This window comes from Pseudomonas sp. FSL W5-0203, from assembly GCF_001896155.1.
Lineage (GTDB): Bacteria > Pseudomonadota > Gammaproteobacteria > Pseudomonadales > Pseudomonadaceae > Aquipseudomonas > Aquipseudomonas paracarnis.
Genome location: NZ_MPOR01000003.1, coordinates 318,728 through 336,752, shown reverse-complemented (window position 1 = coordinate 336,752; position 18,025 = coordinate 318,728). Strand labels below are relative to the sequence as shown.

The window sequence follows — 18,025 nt, the reverse complement described above, 5'->3', positions numbered from 1 at the left end:
TGGTGGCGCGCTCTTCAACGCTGAGTTCGGTATAAGACATAGGGGCAGCACCGTACCGGAAAGGTCAGGTGTTGCACTCAGTTTTTGCCGCCGCCCACTATTTTTGGGCTGGCAATGAGATGCCAGAGAACTTGCTCAACAATATTGTTGAGAACTCCAGGAAAAGTCCGGGCTATAAGTCGATCGTTCATGTAGATGCCAATAATGCGAGTGTTTTTCAAAAGATAAAGTCTGCATTGGATCACAAAGTAGGCGGTCTGGAAGTGCATGATTTGCAGGCAGATGAGGCTTTCAGGGAGCTGAAGGCTGGCAAGTATGGGGAAATGTATCAGTACTTTCGTGCCGGCCAAGGGCAAAATCTAGCGGCCTCATCGGATGTGATGCGCGTTGCATTGCTTAAGAAGTACGGTGGAATATATCTGGATGCGGACGATACACTTACTTTCAATGTGGGAAACGTTACGTTGAAAGCCACACCGAACGATATCCTGATGAATTCGCCAGTGACTTATGAACCAGCAGACTTCAGTGGTTTCAATACCAGTAATTTCGCCAGTCATGCCGATAATCCTTTGCGGGATGAGATCCTGGAAGAGGCCTATGAGCGCTATAAGGCCAATGAGGAGTGGTTGAAAAGTAATCGTGCTTTCCTGAGTGACAGTTCGACAGCCGCCGAACAGCACGCTTATAAAGAATACGAGAAGAAAATTTTTGAAATCACCGGGCCGAAAATGTTTGGGGATGTATTGGCAAAAAAGGAGTATGGGTTTTTCGCGGTAGTTGAAGAGGTGACAGAACTGTTGAACGCTTGTCTTTTACTTCCCAAGGACTATGGTGCCAACTATATGAGCGCGCGAGATTATTACATGCCGATGAATCATAAGTTCGGGGTCTCCATTGGCTCAGAGCAGTCTATGCATCATTCCCGCTGATTGGTAAAACAAACCTGGTGTCGATTGCAGTCGCTGAGGAGCGGGTTTATCCGCCTCAGCGACTGGCTTCAGTGACGGCGATCGCCTCGGATGAGGATAACGTGACCTGATGTCGAAAATGCAATTTGGTTATTAATAAATTCCTTTTTATTCCTTATTTGATTGTTAGGTCGCCCCTATACTGGTCAGCAACGTTAAACGCTGCAGGAGGGCACACCCATGCACAGCGAGTCGATTCGTTATCTGATCGTGCCGGGCTGGCAAGGATCGCCAGAAGATCATTGGCAAACCCATTGGCAGAACAGCCTGCCCAACAGCGCCCGCGTGGAACAGGCCGATTGGCTGACACCGCGTCGCGAGGATTGGGTCGCCGCACTGGCCGAGGCCATCGCTGCCGACAGCACGCCGGTCATCCTGATCGCTCATAGCTTGGGTTGCATCACCGTGGCCCACTGGGCCGCCACTGCCCCCGTGCACTTCTTGCGGCAGGTACGCGGCGCGTTGCTGGTGGCACCGGCGGATGTCGAGCGCCCTGCGTGTGCCCCTGCACTGCGCAATTTCGCACCTATTCCAACTGACCTGCTGCCATTTCCCAGCCAGGTGGTCAGCTCCGACAACGACAGTGCCGTGAGCGCCCCCAGGGCTCTGGAACTGGCGCGTCAGTGGGGCGCCGAAGCCGGCATCTTGGCGGGCGCCGGGCATATCAATGTGAAGTCCGGCCACCGCCGCTGGGAGCAAGGGTTTGCTTACCTCTACCGCCTGCAACATCGCCTCGAGCACCATGCTCGGCGCAGCGCCTAATATTTTTTCAACGCCCCGTCCCTGTGTGGATTGGGGCGGGAGCCTGCCATGAGTCTGCATGAAACCTTCGGCCAGCCGCTGCTGACCTTTCCAGATGCTGAAAAAAGCCCGTTGAGCATCCGCGCCAAGGCGCTGGTGTTCGTCGACCCACGCTCACGCCAACTGCGTGAAGAGTTGGAAAGCCTTGCGCCGCGCGCCTTACCCGTATTGATTCGAGGAGAAACCGGCAGCGGTAAAGAGTTGCTGGCGCGGCACATCCACCGTGGCAGTGACCGTACAGGCCTGTTTGTCTCGGTCAACTGTGGTGCCATCAGCCCCACCTATGCGGATGCCGAGTTGTTTGGCTATGCCGCCGGCAGTCACAGTGGCGCGGCGAGCAGCCGCGCGGGCTGGTTTGGCTCGGCCAATGGCGGCACCTTGTACCTGGATGAAATTGGTGATTTGCCGCTGCCGATCCAGGTGAAATTGCTCGCGGCCCTGGAAAACCACGAAGTCACCCGCGTCGGTGCCCACCAGCCCAGCCCGGTGGATGTGCGCCTGGTGGCCGCGACCAGCATCGACCTGGCCCAGGCCGTGGCCGTGGGCAAGTTTCATGAGCGTCTGTTCCATTATTTGAGTGAGGGCCGGTTGGACCTGCCGGCGTTGCGCGAGCGGGTGGGGGATATCTTGTCTCTGGCCGAATATTTCCTCGGCATCTACAGCCAGCGCCTGGACCTTCCGGTGCCACTGATCAGCGACGCCGCCCAGCAGGTGCTGGAACACCACACGTGGCCGGGCAATACGCGAGAATTGGAAAACGTTATTCACTTTGCCTTGCTGGTGAGCAGCGGCGATGAAATCTTGCCCGAGCATTTGAACCTACCGACGGCAGGCTCACCGCTGGAGCAAGTACGACGAATTTTGGCCAGCGCCAGCCCGGCCGAGACGGAATCGGTGCGTAAATTCCTGTATGAACAAAATGGAATATCAACGTGAATAAAAGATATTGTTCGGGAATAAAAAATCTAGGTATTGTCCCTTCCACGCCGCGATAGCACTTCGCTGGCACCTCACATAAAAACGGTCGTTAGAAGGACATTGCATGAAAAAGGTTCTGTTGTTTACCGCTCTGGCGGCTGCCCTGACTGCTGGCTTTGCCCAGGCCAACGAGAAACTGGTGGTGGCCGCTACGCCGATCCCGCACGCCGAAATCCTCGAGCTGATCAAGCCGACCCTGGCCAAGGAAGGTGTGGACCTGCAGATCAAAGTCTTTACCGACTACGTACAGCCGAACGTGCAGGTCGCTGAGAAACGCCTGGACGCCAACTATTTCCAGACCCTGCCGTACCTGGAAAACTTCAACAAGGGCAAGGGCACCAACTTGATTACCGTGGTGGGCGTGCACGTTGAACCCTTCGGCGGCTACTCGAAAAAGATCAAGAAAATCGAAGATCTGAAAGACGGCGCCACCGTGGCTATCCCGAACGAAGGCTCCAACAGCGGCCGCGCTTTGTTGTTGCTGCAAAAGGCTGGTGTGATCACCCTCAAAGACCCGACAAACGCCCTGGCCACGCCGAAAGACATCGCCAGCAACCCGAAGAACCTGAAGTTCAAAGAGCTGGAATCGGCCCTGCTGCCACGGGTGCTGGACCAGGTTGACCTCGACCTGATCAACACCAACTACGCCCTGGAAGCTGGCCTGAACCCGGCCAAGGACGCGCTGATCATCGAAGACGCCAAGTCGCCGTACGTGAATTTCCTGGTGGCGCGCCCGGACAACAAGGACAGCGATGCTATCCAGAAGTTGGCCAAGGCCCTGACCAGCCCGGAAGTCAAAGCTTTCATCGAGAAGAAGTACAACGGCGCGGTGGTGCCAGCGTTCTGATGTAAGCCAAAACCCCCTTCAAGGTTTCAACGCCGACGGCTCCTACAGCGTCGGCGTTTTTTTATCTGAAATACAGTCAAAACTGTGGGAGCTGGCTTGCTCGTTCCCACGCTCCGCGTGGGAACGTCTCCTGTGACGCTCTGCGTCACGACTTAGAGCGGACGCAGAGCGTCCTGGGCTGCATTCCCACGCAGAGCGTGGGAACGATCGACAGCTCCCACAGAGGTTAGGTTTTTGGGTGATATCAATATGCTATTTCGGTATTTAAACTTTGATTTTTATACCTTTAAAGTTCGCGCTAGCTGACGTTATCCACGTCGGCACGGACTGCGCTCGCGGCATTACCCATGCGGCGATATGGACTGCACATGACCTTCGATTTCGCTTTTATCCTCAGCACCCTGCCGGCGTTTCTCAAGGCCGTGGGTGTGACGCTGCAAGTCGGCCTGATCGCCATTGCCACGTCCTTGCTGGTGGCGCTGATCAACGCTGCGCTGCTGGTGTTTCGTACGCCTTACCTGTCGCGCCTGGTGGCGCTCTATGTGGAGCTGGCGCGTAACACGCCGCTGTTGATCCAACTGTTCTTCGTCTACTTCGCGCTGCCGGCCCTGGGTTTCAATATTTCCGGGTTCTGGGCGGCGATCATCACCATGACCTTTCTGGGCGGCGCCTACCTCACCGAGGTGCTGCGCGCCGGCGTGGAAGCGGTGCCGCAAGCGCAAATCGAGTCGGGCAAGTCCATTGGCCTGTCCGACTGGCAACTGTTGCGCCATGTGATCCTGCCCCAGGCCGGCATCCTCAGCCTGCCGGCGCTGTTCGCCAACTTCATTTTTCTACTCAAGGAAACCACCGTGGTGTCGGCGGTGGCGGTGCCGGAGATTCTCTATACCACCAAGAGCTATATCGCCCTCTACTATAAAACCTACGAAATGCTCGCCGTGCTGACGCTGATTTGCGTGCTGTTGTTCTTGCCGTTGTCGCTGCTGCTCAGCCGCCTGGAAAGGAGGCTCCAGCATGGCCAGTTCGGGTCTTGAGTTGCTCTGGGTGTCGTTGCCGCAACTGGGCAAGGGCGCTGCGCAAACCCTGTCAATTTCGTTTTTGAGCATCGGCTTCAGCACGGTTGGCGGCGTGCTCTACGGCGTGCTGCGCACTTTGAATAACAAGGCGATCAACGGCGTGTTGCGGGTCTACCTGGAACTGTTCCGCGCCATTCCGGTGCTGGTGTGGTTGTACCTGCTGTTTTTTGGCGTGCCGATCTTCTTCGGCCTGAGCATCCCGAGTTTCTGGTGCGCGGTGCTGGTGCTGTCGTTGTGGGGCGCCAGCGAGGTGGGCGAAGTGGTGCGTGGCGCGCTGCATTCGCTGCCCCGTGGCCAACGCGAAGCAGGCTTGTCGATTGGCCTGTCCGACCCGCAGTTGTACGGCTACGTACTGCTGCCCCAGGCCCTCAGGCGCATGACGCCGCCGACCATCAACGTGTACACGCGCATCATCAAGACCAGCTCCCTGGCGGTGCTGATCGGCGTGGTGGATGTGATCAAGGTCGGCCAGCAAATCATAGAGCGCACCTACGAGTCGGTATTGATCTACGGTGCGCTGTTCCTGTTTTTCTTCTTTATCTGCTACCCGTTGTCGGCCGCCTCCAAGCTGCTGGAACGGCGCTGGGCCCAAGCATGAGCGCATTGATCGAGTTCCAGGGTTTCAACAAATTCTTCGGCGAGGCGCAGGTGCTCAAGGGCATCGACCTGAGCGTGCAGCGCGGCGAAGTGGTGGTGATCTTAGGCCCCAGCGGCTGTGGCAAAAGCACCTTGTTGCGCTGCCTCAATGGGCTGGAAATCGCGCACAGCGGCAGCCTGCGCTTTGCCGGCAAAGAGCTGCTGGATAAAACCACCGACTGGCGCCAGGTACGCCAGGACATTGGCATGGTGTTCCAGAGCTACCACCTGTTCCCGCACATGAGCGTGCTCGACAACATCCTGCTCGGCCCGCTGAAAGTGCAAAAGCGCGACCCGCGTGAAGCCCGTGAGCAGGCGGAAAAATTGCTGGAGCGCGTGGGCCTTGCCGACAAGCGCGACGCCTTCCCACGCCAGCTTTCCGGTGGCCAGCAACAACGCATCGCCATCGTCCGCTCGTTGTGCATGAACCCTCAGGTCATGCTGTTTGACGAAGTCACCGCGGCCCTCGACCCGGAGATGGTCAAGGAAGTGCTGGAAGTGATCCAGGACTTGGCCCGCGATGGCATGACCCTGCTGATCGTCACCCACGAAATGGCCTTCGCCCGCGCCGTCGCCGACCGCGTGGTGTTCATGGAGGCCGGTCGCATCCTCGAACACAACACCCCCGAGGCATTCTTTACGAACCCGCAGACCGCACGCGCGCAGCAGTTCCTGGAGAAGTTCTCCTTTGTTTCAACACTGCCCAAAAAGATCAAGGAACTGGAGCTGATATGAAAAAGTTACTGCTGCCACTGTTTGCCGTCGCCTTGCTGGCCGGCTGCGATAAAAAGGCCGAAGAGCCGGTAAAACCTGCGGCTGTGAGCTACATCGACAAAATCAAAGCGCGGGACAAGCTGATTGTCGGCGTGTTTACCGATAAACCGCCATTCGGCTTTGTGGACGAAGCGGGTCGTTATGTCGGCTTCGATACCGACATCGGCCGGCAATTCGCCAAGGACCTGCTGGGCGATGAAAACAAGGTGGAGTTTGTCGCCGTGGAACCGGCCAGCCGCATTCCCTTCCTGCAAAGCGACAAGGTCGACCTGATTCTCGCCAACATGACCGTGACGCCTGAACGCAAGGAAGCAGTGGACTTCACCAACCCCAACCTGAAAGTGGCGGTGCAGGCTCTGGTGCCGAATGACAGCGCCGTCAAAAGCCTGGATGACCTGGCAACCCGCACGACCATCGTCACCACCGGCACCACGGCGGATATCTGGCTGACCAAGAACCATCCGGACTGGAAGCTGCTCAAGTTCGAGAAGAACTCCGAGTCGCTGCAGGCGCTGTCGGCTGGCCGTGGGGATGCCTATGCGCAAGACAACCTGGTGCTGTTCAGTTGGGCCAAGCAGAACCCTGGCTACCGCGTGCTGGAAGAGAAGCTCGGTGATGAAGCACCCATTGCCCCGGCGGTGAAGAAGGGCAATATCGAGCTGCGTGACTGGGTGAACGCTGAGCTTGCGAAGCTGGGCGAGGAGAAATTCCTGCTCAAGCTTTATGACCAATATGTGCGTAAAGAGCTGAGCGATGACACCAAGCCTGAGAGTGTGATTGTTGAGGGCGGTAAGTGGCAGGGCTGAGATAGCTATCGCAGGCAAGCCAGCTCCCACCTTTGAATGTATTCACACATCAAAATGTGGGAGGGGGCTTGCCCCCGATGAGGCCAGTGCAGTCACCGCCTACTCCGGCCAGTGCCAGGCCGGCGCATCCAGCATCCCTTGCCCCACAATCCGTGTTTCCCCCAACACCTTCTCCAACACAATCGAGTTACACCCCTCATCCTGCTGCAACGCCGCAATCAAGCGGCTGGCATGGCTCACCACCCATACCTGGCACTGCTTCGACGCCTGGATAATCAAGCGGGCCAGTGCCGGCAACAGGTCCGGATGCAAGCTGGTCTCCGGCTCGTTCAGCACCATCATGGTCGGTGGCCGAGGGGTCAGCAGCGCGGCGATCAGCAGCAGGTAGCGCAGGGTGCCGTCCGACAGCTCCGCCGCCGACAACGGTCGCAGCAAGCCTTCCTGATAGAACTCGATGGCAAAGCGTCCGCCCTGCAACGGTTCAATGTGCAGACGCGCGCCCGGGAATGCATCGCTCACGGCGCGTTGCAGCGCCTCGGGATCGCCAATCTCGCGGATGGTCTGCAACGCGGCCGCCAGATCGCGGCCGTCGTGGTGCAACACCGGCGTGCGCGTGCCCAACTGTGGCTGGCGCACTGGCGCGTCCACGTCGCTGCGAAAGTGATCGTAAAAGCGCCAGCCACGAATGCTTTCACGCAACAGCAGCACTTCCGGCGAGCCACGCAGGCTGCCGACCTGATCGAACAGGCTGTGGTAGTTCGGTGTGTGATGCGCCAGCACATCCCACGCACGGCCTTCGCGGGCACGCACCATCGGCCCTGAGCGCTGCACCAGCAGGCTGGCCGGACGGTAGACGTGGCCGGCCCAGATGCACTCCTTTTTTACTTCGGGGTCCAGTTTGAAGGCCGAGAGGGTTTTTTCGGGTAAGCCCAAAGAGATCGCGTAGCTGAAATCCTCTGCGGCAAACCCCAGGCGCAGGCGTTTGACGCCCTGGCGCACAGTGGATTCGACCGGTACTTCGCCATTGCGCATGCGCCGGCTGATGGTTTCCGGCTCGGCCCAGAAGGTCGAATCCAGCCCGCCTTCGCGGGCCAGCGCATTGATCACCCCGCCCTGGGCGGTTTCGGCCAATAGGCGCAGGGCGCGATACAGGTTGGATTTGCCGCTGCCATTGGGCCCGGTCACCAGGTTCAGCCGGTCCAGGGGCACCACCAATTTGTTGATCGAGCGGTAATTGGCCACCGCGAGGGTTTTAAGCATGTGTAATTAGTCAGCATGGGAACCATTGGAGTATGGGATCCTCCATGCAGATAAGGAACCCTGATCTAAGCTCACAGTCGCATACACACTTGAACGTCGGCATCACGCAAAAGGAGCCTGCATGGGCGGTCGCACCTCGACATTTATTTTCAGCCTTGGCCTCCTGGCGCTGCTCAGCGGCTGTGGCCAGGACAAAGCCGAGCCCAAGCAGCATTCGCGGGTGTTCGTGCAAACCGTGCAGTCAGCGGATTTTGCCGCGGCGGTCACGCTGACCGGCGATATCCAGGCGCGCGTGCAAACCGATCTGTCCTTTCGCGTGGGTGGCAAGATCATCCAGCGCATGGTTGACGTAGGCGACCGCGTCACGGCCAGGCAAGTCTTGGCCAAGCTCGACCCCAAGGACCTGCAAACCAACGTCGATTCGGCCCAGGCCCAGGTTGTGGCCGAGCAGGCGCGGGTCAAGCAGACCGCCGCCGCCTTCGTGCGCCAGGAAAAACTCTTGCCCAAAGGCTATACCAGCCGCAGCGAATACGACGCCGCCCAGGCCGCGCTGCGCAGCAGTCAAAGTGCCCTGGCCGCTGCCCAGGCGCAGTTGGCCAATGCACGCGAACAGTTGGGCTACACCGCGTTGATCGCCGATGCCCCTGGGATCATCACGGCGCGCCAGGCCGAAGTCGGCCAAGTGGTACAAGCCACCGTGCCGATCTTCAGCCTGGCCCGCGATGGCGAGCGTGACGCCGTGTTCAACGTGTATGAGTCCCTGCTGGTGGAGCCGCCCCCCGACGCGCCGATTACGGTGAGCCTGCTGGACAACCCGAGCATCAAGGCCGTGGGCAAAGTCCGCGAAGTCACGCCCGCCGTGGCCGCCAATACCGGCACCGTCCAAGTGAAGATCGCCCTGCAAAGCCTGCCCAAGGGTATGGAGCTGGGGTCGGTGGTGAGTGCCACCGCCAATGGCCCGGCCAAGGCGAGCATCGAGCTGCCTTGGTCGGCCCTGACCAAAGACCTCAGCGAGCCGGCCGTGTGGCTGGTGGACGGTGAAGGCAAGGTGCAGTTGCACAAGGTCACCGTGGCGCGCTACCTCACCGGCAAAGTGATCATCGGCGAGGGCCTCAAAGGCGGTGAAAAAGTCGTGATAGCCGGTGGGCAATTGCTGCACCCCGGCATGGTCGTCGAGATCGCCCAACCCGGAGCGCAGCCATGAAGCAATTGACGCTCATTGTCGCCGCCAGCCTGTTGCTGATGGCCTGCTCCAAGGAAGAGGCGCCGCCCGAACCCTTACGCCCGGTGCTGTCCATGGAAGTGAGGGCCGAAGACCAGGAAAACCTCGGTCGTTTCGCCGGCACCATCCAGGCCCGATATGAAAGCAACCTGGGTTTCCGTGTGCCCGGCCGCATCGCCCGTCGCGCCGTGGATGTCGGCGCCGAGGTGGAGAAGGGCGCCTTGCTCGCCGTGCTTGACCCCACCGACCAGCAGAACCAATTACGCGCTGCCCAGGGCGACCTGGCGCGCGTACAGGCGCAGTTCATCAACGCCCAGGCCAACGCTCGGCGGCAACAGGAACTGTTCAACCGTGGCGTCGGCGCCCAGGCTCAGCTGGATGTGGCCCAGACCGACCTGAAAACCACCCAGGCGACCCTTGACCAGGCCCGTGCCTCGGTCAACCAGGCCAAGGACCAACTCAACTACGCCGAACTGCGCACCGACCATGCCGGCATCGTCACTGCCTGGAACGCTGAGGCCGGCCAAGTGGTCAGCGCCGGCCAGCAGGTGGTGACCCTGGCCCGTCCGGACATCAAGGAAGCGGTGATCGACCTGCCCGCCGGCCTGGCTGAACGCTTGCCTGCCGATGTGGTGTTCCTGGTCGCCGGGCAACTGGACCCCAGCGTGCACACCACCGCCGTGGTGCGTGAGATCGAGCCTCAGGCCCAAAGCGCCACGCGCACCCGTCGCGCACGCCTGAGCCTGGCCGAAACCCCGCCCGCGTTCCGCCTGGGCACGGCAATCAGCGTGACGTTGAGCACCGCCATCGCCCCGCGTATCGAACTGCCCCTGAGCGCCTTGCAGGAAGTGGACGGCAAGACCCGTATCTGGCTGCTCGACACCCAGAGCCAGACCGTGCAACCCCGCGAGGTCACGGTTATCAGCCGTGATGCCCGCAGCGCCTTGCTCAATGGCAGCGTCAAACCCGGCGAGCGCATTGTCACCGCCGGCGTGAACAGCCTGAAACCTGGGCAAAAAGTCAAAATCGACGAGGACAGCCCGCGATGAAAGGGAGCTTCAACTTATCCGACTGGGCCCTCAAGCATCAGTCCTTCGTCTGGTACCTGATGTTCGTCGCGCTGCTGATGGGCGTGTTCTCGTACATGAACCTGGGCCGTGAAGAAGACCCGTCGTTCACCATCAAGACCATGGTGATCCAGACCCGCTGGCCGGGCGCGACCCAGGAAGAAACCCTCAAGCAGGTCACCGACCGTATCGAGAAAAAACTCGAGGAACTCGACTCTCTCGACTATGTGAAAAGCTACACCCGGCCCGGCGAGTCCACGGTGTTCGTGTTCCTCAAGGACACCACCAGTGCCAAGGCCATCCCGGAGATCTGGTACCAGGTCCGCAAAAAGATCGATGACATTCGTGGGACCTTCCCCCAGGGCTTGCAGGGGCCATCGTTCAACGATGAGTTCGGTGACGTGTTCGGCTCGGTGTATGCCTTTACCGGCGATGGCCTGTCGATGCGCCAGTTGCGTGACTACGTGGAACAGGTGCGCGCCGAAATCCGCTCGGTGCCAGGGCTGGGCAAGGTCGAGATGATCGGCCAGCAGGACGAAGTGATTTACCTGAATTTCTCCACGCGCAAACTCGCGGCCCTGGGGATTGATCAGCGCCAGGTCGTGCAAAGCCTGCAATCGCAAAACGCCGTGACCCCCGCCGGGGTGATCGAGGCCGGGCCGGAACGCATCTCCGTGCGCACCTCCGGGCAGTTCGCCTCGGAGAAAGACCTGGCCAACGTCAACCTGCGCCTCAATGACCGTTTCTACCGGCTGGCGGATATTGCCGACATCAGCCGTGGTTATGTGGACCCGGCGCGGCCGATGTTTCGCTTCAACGGCAAACCGGCGATTGGCTTGGCCATCGCCATGCAGAAGGGCGGCAATATCCAGTCGTTCGGTAAGGCCCTGCACGGGCGCATGGACGAGCTGACCGCCGACCTGCCGGTGGGCGTCGGCGTGCACAAGGTGTCCGACCAGGCCGAAGTGGTGGAAGAGGCGGTCGGCGGCTTCACCAGCGCATTGTTCGAGGCGGTGATCATCGTGCTGGTGGTGAGCTTTATCAGCCTCGGCATGCGCGCCGGGTTGGTGGTGGCGTGCTCGATTCCGTTGGTGCTGGCGCTGGTATTCGTGTTCATGGAATACAGCGGCATCACCATGCAGCGCGTGTCGCTGGGCGCGTTGATCATCGCCCTCGGCCTGCTGGTGGATGACGCGATGATCACGGTGGAGATGATGATCACGCGCCTGGAAAAAGGCGAAACCAAGGAACAGGCGGCGACTTACGCCTATACCTCCACGGCGTTCCCGATGCTCACCGGCACGCTGGTGACCGTGGCCGGTTTCGTACCGATTGGCCTCAACGCCAGTTCGGCAGGCGAGTACACCTTTACCCTGTTCGCGGTGATTGCCGTGGCGATGCTGGTGTCGTGGGTGGTGGCGGTGCTGTTTGCGCCGGTGATCGGCGTGCATATCCTCAGCGCCAATGTGAAACCGCACAACGCCGAGCCAGGGCGCATTGGCCGTGCCTTCAATGGCGGCATGCTGTGGGCCATGCGCAACCGCTGGTGGGCGATTGGCATCACCGTGGCGCTGTTCGTGGCCTCGGTATTTTCCATGCAATTTGTGCAGAACCAGTTCTTCCCGTCGTCGGACCGTCCGGAAATTCTCGTCGACCTGAACCTGCCGCAAAACGCCTCGATCAACGAGACGCGCAAGGCGGTAGACCGCCTCGAAGCGATCATCAAGGACGACCCGGATATCGCCCGTTGGAGCACCTACATCGGCCAGGGCGCGATTCGTTTCTACCTGCCGCTGGACCAGCAGTTGGAAAACCCCTACTACGCGCAGCTGGTGATTGTGAGCAAGGGCCTGGAAGAGCGTGGCGCTCTGATCGCTCGATTGCAGAAACGCTTGCGCGATGATTTTGTCGGTATCGGCAGCTACGTGCAGCCGCTGGAAATGGGCCCGCCGGTCGGGCGGCCGATCCAGTACCGCGTCTCTGGTAAAGACACCGATCAGGTGCGCAAGCACGCCATTGAACTGGCGACCTTGCTGGATCAGAACACCCACCTGGGCGAGATCATCTACGACTGGAACGAGCCGGGCAAAGTGCTGCGCGTCGACATCGCCCAGGACAAGGCGCGGCAACTGGGGCTTTCGTCGGAAGACGTGGCGCAGTTGATGAACAGCGTGGTCAGCGGCGCGGCGGTGACCCAGGTGCACGACGATATCTACCTGATCAACGTGGTCGGCCGCGCCGAGGACGCCGAGCGCGGTACGCCGGAAACCTTGCAGAACCTGCAGATCGTTACGCCCAATGGCACCTCGATTCCATTGCTGGCCTTTGCCACGGTGCGTTACGAACTGGAGCAGCCGCTGGTGTGGCGTCGTGACCGCAAGCCGACGATTACCATCAAGGCCGCGGTGCGCGATGAGATGCAGCCGACCGACCTGGTCAAGCAGTTGGCGCCGACCATCGAGAAATTCAGCGAAGGCTTGCCGGTGGGCTACAAAGTCGCCACCGGCGGTACCGTGGAAGAAAGTGGCAAGGCCCAGGGCCCGATTGCCAGCGTGGTGCCGTTGATGTTGTTCCTGATGGCCACGTTCCTGATGATTCAGTTGCACAGCGTGCAGAAGATGTTCCTGGTGGCCAGCGTTGCGCCACTGGGGCTGATCGGCGTGGTGCTGGCGTTGATCCCCACGGGCACGCCCATGGGCTTTGTGGCGATCCTGGGGATCCTGGCGCTGATCGGCATCATCATCCGCAACTCGGTGATTCTGGTCACACAGATCCACGAGTACGAAGAGGCCGGCTACACGCCGTGGGACGCGGTGGTGGAAGCGACCGAACACCGGCGTCGGCCGATTCTGCTGACGGCCGCCGCCGCGAGCCTGGGCATGATCCCGATTGCGCGGGAAGTGTTCTGGGGGCCGATGGCCTACGCGATGATTGGCGGGATCATCATTGCGACGTTACTGACGTTGCTGTTTCTGCCGGCGCTGTATGTGGCCTGGTACAAGATCCGCGAGCCGAAACACGAACATCAGCCACAACAGGATTAACACTGAGAGAGGGGGCTGCCGGTTAAGCGCAAACCCCCTGTGGGAGCGGGCTTGCCCGCGAAGGCGGTGTATCAGTCGCTGCATCTGTGACTCAACTGTCGCTTTCGCAGGCAAGCCAGCTCCCACATTTGGATCTTCATTCTGGTTGAGACTGTGTGAAGTTTCTGAAAAATCCCCATGTCGTCCTGGCTCGCTACTGCATGTTGTACCCTCTGGTCCTCATTCCAAACCCAGGTCGATCCTCATGCAGTGCCTGCGTTTCACCTTGCTGTTTTGCGCGTTGCTCCTTGCACCGTCTGCCTTCGCCGCCACCGTACTGGAAAATGCCTTGTGGCGCGTCGAACTCGACCCCGCCACCCTGGCGCTGCGCGTGACACCCGCAGGCCAGGCTTCAGTGCAGGCATCCAGTGGTGTGGCCTCGCATGCCGTCAGCCAATTGCAGAACACGCCTGATCAAGCCACTTGGCAATGGGACAACGGCGCCTATCGCCTGACCGCCCGCCTGCAACAGCGCGACCTGGCCTTGACCATCAACGCCCGCGAGCCCGGTGAGCTGGCCCTGCTGCGTCAGCCTGCCGAGGCCATGGGGCGAGGGTTGATCTGGCCCTTGGCCGAGGGGCATTACGTGCCTGCCGGCAATGCCATCTGGAAGACGTTTCTGCTGGAGCGGGGCGAGTTCAATACCACCCAAGACCTGAGCCTGCCGCTGTGGGGCGTGGATCACGGTGGCTTCACCTTGAGCTGGCTGTTGACCAACCCCTACAACAACCGCCTGCAATGGCAAGCCGACGGCAACGGCCTGGCGCTCTCCGCGGCCCATGAATTCACCTCGCTGGCGCCTGATGCGCCGATGACGCTGCGGCTGTACCTGGGCGATGCCGACCCATTGGCTGGTGCCAAGCGCTACCGCCAGTGGCTGCTGGAGCAGGGCCGCTATGAGCCGTTGGCGGACAAACTGCGGCAAACACCCGAAGCCCAGAAACTGCTGGGCGCCAGCCATGTGTACCTCTGGGACAATGGCCTGCTGGCTTTGGGCGATGTGCGTGATTGGCCAAGACTGATCCAACGGCTGCGCAGCCATGAACTCAAGAGCCTGATGGACAAAGAGAGCGCACAGCTGCTGGCGCAGTCCGCTGCACTGAATCGCTATGAACAAACCGTGCTCCTGCGCGGCCTCAACGCGGCGATCAACACCAAGGCCCGGCAGGCCTGGCAAGTGCAAGAGCCAGACATGACCCGCCTTGCCGCCCGTTATGGTGAGCTGCGCAGTGAACTGGCCGTGGACTTTGCGGGAGCCTTGAGTGACAGCCCGCAGACCTGGGGCAGTAGCACCATTCAAACCCTGCGCGACGCCGGGCTGCAGCGTCTGCTGCTGACCTTGGGCGAAGGTTGGGAGGGTGGCCTCTGGCATCCCGAAGCGATTCGCGCGGGGGTGGAAGCCGGTTTTCTGATGGCGCCTTACGACTCCTACGAAACGGCCCTGTCCGCCACGGAAAACCCCGATTGGACCACTGCCCACCTGGGCGCCAAGGCCTACCGCGACTGCGCGATCGTGTTGAAAGACGGCAAGCTGAAAACCGGTTTCCAGAAGTCCGGCCACTACACGGATCCACGTTGTGTGCGGCCGCTGCTGGAGGCACGGGTGAAGGCAGTACACGCCAAGGCTGGCTTCAATGCCTGGTTTCTCGATGCCTACGCCACCAGCATGTTGTTCGACAGCTATCGCAGCAACGCCAGCATGACTCAGGCACAAAACGCCGAAGGCAATATCGATGCTTCCCGCTGGATCAACACCGTGCCGAAGCTGGTCACAGGCTCCGAAGACGGCAACGCGATCACTGCCCAAGGCATCCTGTTTGCCCACGGCATGCAGACCCCGGTGATCGGCTGGGGGGACCGCGAGATGACCCAGGACCCGCAGTCGCCGTACTTCGTAGGCAACTGGTACCCCACGGAGCAACCGGCGGTGTTCTTCAAATCGGTGCCGTTGAAGGAGCCGTTTCGCACGCTGTATTTCGAACCGACGATGCGCGTGCCGTTGTATCAGGCGGTGTTCCACGGCTCGGTGATCACCACCCATCATTGGCTGTTCGACAGCCTCAAACTGAGCAATGTGCAGGGCGACAATGAGCTGACCCAACTGCTCTACAACGTGCCGCCGCTGTACCACCTCAGTGCGGCGACGCTCAAGGCGCGGCTGCCGATTATTCAGCGCCAGGACCGCTTTTTCCGGCCGTTGCACCAGCGCCTGGCAACCCAGGAAATGACGGATTTCCGCTGGCTGACGGTGGACAAGCAGCTGCAGCAAACCACCTTCGCAGACGGGACGCGGTTGGTGGCGAATTTCTCGGCGGTGGATAAACAGGGGTATGCCGGGCGCAGTGTGACGGTGCTTGTGGAGGGGGAGGAGCCGGTGGTGTATCAGGTGAAATAACGCTGCCCGTTACGGCGCCATCGCGGGCAAGCCCGGCTCCCACAAGGGAATGCATTCCAAAGGTGGGAGCCGGTGGTGTATCAGGTGAAATAACGCTGCCCGTTACGGCGTCATCGCGGGCAAGCCCGGCTCCCACAAGGGAATGCATTCCAAAGGTGGGAGCTGGCTTGCCTGCGATGAGGCAGGTACAGGCGATGCAGCACTAAATCTTACGCCACACACTCGCCAACCAAGGCTGCTGTTCCCGCGGCAAGCCGGCCGGCCGGTAGTAGTGCTCCAACTCTTCAAACCCGGCTGCGGTCAGCAAGGCCCGCCAGGCCTGCAGATCGTGATAAGAGCCATACCTCGGCCCATTCCAGCCCTCCTGGTTCTCGCCCCGAGGGTTCGAGCTGAACAGCACGCCCCCAGGCTTCAACGCGCCGTGCAGCTCTTTGAGCACTCGGGGCAACTCCTGCTTGGGAATATGAAACAGCACAGCATTGGCAAACACGCCATCGAAGCGGTCGGCGGGCAGGTCCAGCTTGAGAAAGTCCTGCTGCAGCACCTCACGGCCGCTGTCTTCGCGGGCCATCTGCGCAAAACGTTCGGAGCCATCCAGGCCCACGGCGATATGCCCCATGCGCGTAAACGTCTGCAAATCCCGCCCTGGCCCACAGCCGAAATCCAGCACAGTGAACGGCGGCGTGCCCTGGATATGCCGCAGCAGCGCGTCGATGTTCTGGCTCACATCGTGATCGCGGGTGCCTTCACGGAAGTCTTCGGCCACCTTGTTGTAATGGCCCAGGGTGGTGGAGGTGATCTGGTTGAGGTCGTCGGGAGCAAGTTTCATGGCATGGCGCACGGCTGCGGCTGAGGTAGAGGGACTATACCCCGGCCCATTCATGAGTTGAAAACCGTGTATCCGCTGTAGGGCACTTCGCGGCGGTCGCAGTGTGCGCATCCGACAGACCGCCATGGGAAATTATGGGTAAGATTCGGCCCTCATTTGCAGAGGGTTATACATCCATGGAAGAGGAAAAACGTCCCACCGTTGGCAACGACACCGCGCCGAACAAGGTCGACCAATACGCCACTAGATTGAGTAATGGGCTGTTCTGGCTCAATGAGCGTGCCTGGCCGCTGACGGTGGGGGTTCTCTCGGTGGCAGGCTTGTACCTGTACCAGTACATCCAGATGGAAAAGGTGCCGCTGAGTATCTTGTCGGCGTCGGCGTTCACCGCATTGCCAGCGATGTTCGCCATGTTGGTATTTGTGATCGGCATGATGGGCGCATCGATCCTGGTGCCCACGTTCATCTTGTTCACACGCCTGAACGGCACAGGTGTGCGTCTGAGTGATCAACTCAATCTCAGCCCGCAGTCGCCGCAAGAGACGGCCCAGCACAGGAGGTTACTGGGACATTGGGCGGCCAGCCTGTTGGTGATGTTTGTGTTCTGGATGTCCGCCGTATACCTGTCCGTGAACGCCGAAAGTGGGTTTTTGCTGACGCTCAGTTGGATCGTGGCGATCATGGCGGCGGTAGTGGCCTATGTCGGCATCATCATTCGTTCGCGCCCCGCCCATGTTGCCCTGCGTGAGTTGTCCGGCGAGTTCTGGCTGGCCAGTGCTGGCGCCGGGGTGGTTCAAATGGTGGTCATTCTGATGGTGACGGTGCCGGTCTCCCGCGCCTTCAGCGAGTACTCCGACAGCGCCGTGTTCTTTGCGCCGTTCATGGCTGCCGAAATGGCCGTGTTGTTCCTGATCCAGGGAAGCGCCGCCTGCCTGGTGGTGCGTATGCGCGTCCAGAAAAACCCGGTGGCGTTCGCCTCATTGGTGGCCTTTGCGCTCATCGTTTTACTCGGGCTGATCCCGGCGAGTGGGGCCAAGTTGGGCGGCCTGCCGCTGCAAGGATCCGCCTCGGGAGGGCGCGTTTGTACGTTGATGACCTGGACGGCGCAGGCCCAGGTTCCCGGCGCGCTGGTAGACGCCGACAACCCCAAGCGCAGCGTAAAACTGCGAGTGATGGCCGACTCGGATGGCAGCTATATCGTGCGGCCCTGGCAGGCCAAGGAAAAAACCATCACCTTCGTGCCCCGTGCCAGCGTTGCCCAACTGGATGAGTGCCCGTGA

At 60.4% G+C, this 18,025-nt stretch carries 15 protein-coding genes; 13 read left to right on the top strand and 2 right to left on the bottom strand.

The genetic code is table 11. From position 1 onward, the window contains the following. Positions 1-68: 68 nt before the first annotated feature. The 8 genes from BOP96_RS05295 to BOP96_RS05260 all read left to right on the top strand — a co-directional run bounded on the left by BOP96_RS05295 (position 69) and on the right by BOP96_RS05260 (position 6,889). A complete protein-coding gene (locus BOP96_RS05295; protein WP_238346829.1) occupies positions 69-932 on the top strand; it encodes a glycosyltransferase in 864 nt (287 codons plus the stop codon). A 219-nt stretch (positions 933-1,151) separates the two neighbouring features. After that, positions 1,152-1,733 carry an alpha/beta hydrolase gene (locus tag BOP96_RS05290; RefSeq protein WP_014716442.1) on the top strand — a complete coding sequence of 194 codons (582 nt, stop codon included), beginning with the start codon at positions 1,152-1,154 and terminating at the stop codon, positions 1,731-1,733. Positions 1,734-1,781: 48 nt separating this feature from the next. Then, entirely contained in the window at positions 1,782-2,708 is a 927-nt protein-coding gene (locus BOP96_RS05285) for a sigma 54-interacting transcriptional regulator (protein ID WP_014716443.1), read from the top strand. 106 nt (positions 2,709-2,814) lie between these two features. Further along, positions 2,815-3,597: a MetQ/NlpA family ABC transporter substrate-binding protein gene (locus BOP96_RS05280; RefSeq protein WP_003187613.1), complete on the top strand. Its 783-nt coding sequence runs from the start codon at positions 2,815-2,817 to the stop codon at positions 3,595-3,597. Between the two features lie 368 nt (positions 3,598-3,965). Continuing rightward, the gene (locus tag BOP96_RS05275) at positions 3,966-4,631 is read left to right on the top strand and encodes an amino acid ABC transporter permease (RefSeq protein WP_014716444.1); all 666 of its coding nucleotides are present in this window, start codon (positions 3,966-3,968) and stop codon (positions 4,629-4,631) included. Continuing rightward, positions 4,612-5,271, top strand: coding sequence for an amino acid ABC transporter permease (locus BOP96_RS05270; RefSeq protein ID WP_020302224.1), 660 nt, complete (start codon positions 4,612-4,614; stop codon positions 5,269-5,271). The genes BOP96_RS05275 and BOP96_RS05270 overlap by 20 nt, the downstream gene beginning before the upstream one ends. After that, entirely contained in the window at positions 5,268-6,044 is a 777-nt protein-coding gene (locus BOP96_RS05265; RefSeq protein WP_014716446.1) for an amino acid ABC transporter ATP-binding protein, read from the top strand. The genes BOP96_RS05270 and BOP96_RS05265 overlap by 4 nt, the downstream gene beginning before the upstream one ends. Further along, positions 6,041-6,889 carry a transporter substrate-binding domain-containing protein gene (locus BOP96_RS05260; RefSeq protein WP_020302225.1) on the top strand — a complete coding sequence of 283 codons (849 nt, stop codon included), beginning with the start codon at positions 6,041-6,043 and terminating at the stop codon, positions 6,887-6,889. The genes BOP96_RS05265 and BOP96_RS05260 overlap by 4 nt, the downstream gene beginning before the upstream one ends. A 99-nt stretch (positions 6,890-6,988) precedes the next feature. Here BOP96_RS05260 and BOP96_RS05255 read toward each other — a convergent pair whose 3' ends face one another. Next, complete coding sequence (locus tag BOP96_RS05255) at positions 6,989-8,149, bottom strand: AAA family ATPase (RefSeq protein ID WP_073452003.1); 1,161 nt, start codon at positions 8,147-8,149, stop codon at positions 6,989-6,991. Positions 8,150-8,270: 121 nt separating this feature from the next. Here BOP96_RS05255 and BOP96_RS05250 point away from each other — a divergent pair, with 121 nt between their 5' ends. The 4 genes from BOP96_RS05250 to BOP96_RS05235 all read left to right on the top strand — a co-directional run bounded on the left by BOP96_RS05250 (position 8,271) and on the right by BOP96_RS05235 (position 15,916). Beyond that, a complete protein-coding gene (locus tag BOP96_RS05250; RefSeq protein WP_014716449.1) occupies positions 8,271-9,353 on the top strand; it encodes an efflux RND transporter periplasmic adaptor subunit in 1,083 nt (360 codons plus the stop codon). After that, entirely contained in the window at positions 9,350-10,420 is a 1,071-nt protein-coding gene (locus BOP96_RS05245; RefSeq protein WP_014716450.1) for an efflux RND transporter periplasmic adaptor subunit, read from the top strand. Before BOP96_RS05250 ends, BOP96_RS05245 begins: the two co-directional genes overlap by 4 nt. Further along, positions 10,417-13,482 carry an efflux RND transporter permease subunit gene (locus tag BOP96_RS05240; RefSeq protein WP_019819880.1) on the top strand — a complete coding sequence of 1,022 codons (3,066 nt, stop codon included), beginning with the start codon at positions 10,417-10,419 and terminating at the stop codon, positions 13,480-13,482. Before BOP96_RS05245 ends, BOP96_RS05240 begins: the two co-directional genes overlap by 4 nt. 244 nt (positions 13,483-13,726) lie before the next feature. Next, positions 13,727-15,916: a glycoside hydrolase gene (locus BOP96_RS05235; protein ID WP_032901771.1), complete on the top strand. Its 2,190-nt coding sequence runs from the start codon at positions 13,727-13,729 to the stop codon at positions 15,914-15,916. A 202-nt stretch (positions 15,917-16,118) separates the two neighbouring features. On the opposite strand, the gene BOP96_RS05230 is transcribed toward BOP96_RS05235, so the two are convergent. Next, positions 16,119-16,745 (bottom strand): class I SAM-dependent methyltransferase, encoded by a 627-nt coding sequence (locus BOP96_RS05230; protein ID WP_073452001.1) that lies wholly within the window; start codon positions 16,743-16,745, stop codon positions 16,119-16,121. Between the two features lie 176 nt (positions 16,746-16,921). On the opposite strand from BOP96_RS05230, the gene BOP96_RS05225 reads away from it, so the two are divergent. Next, the gene (locus BOP96_RS05225) at positions 16,922-18,025 is read left to right on the top strand and encodes a hypothetical protein (protein WP_073451998.1); all 1,104 of its coding nucleotides are present in this window, start codon (positions 16,922-16,924) and stop codon (positions 18,023-18,025) included.